The sequence below is a fragment of the Rhizobium sp. CSW-27 genome (assembly GCF_018760785.1).
GTDB lineage: Bacteria > Pseudomonadota > Alphaproteobacteria > Rhizobiales > Rhizobiaceae > Neorhizobium.
In genome coordinates this window covers 1-235 of record NZ_JAHHZO010000098.1, presented here as the reverse complement: position 1 = coordinate 235, position 235 = coordinate 1, and the positions used below count along the sequence as shown (strand labels likewise).

Here is a 235-nt window from a genome sequence, read left to right as displayed (position 1 = left end):
GCCTGCGTCAGATCACCCGTCGTTGCCGTCAGAGACACGCCGCCGGTCCCCGTGGCGGTCACGCTGGCGTTGGAAGCAAGCGCAAGCGCCGTCTCAGCCGTCATACCGACCGAACCGTTGGCCGCTTCGATCGCATCGTTCAGGTCGATCCGGCCCGCGACTGCCGTGATGCCGATCGTGCCGGCACCCGCAGTCTTCACCTGGCCAATCGTGGCATCCGTACCGGCCGACAGCG

At 67.7% G+C, this 235-nt stretch carries 1 protein-coding gene; it reads right to left on the bottom strand.

The annotated features are described in order from the left end of the window. Positions 1 to 235 (bottom strand): hypothetical protein (locus KLP42_RS26775; protein ID WP_215571174.1); only part of this gene is annotated, 235 nt, incomplete at both ends.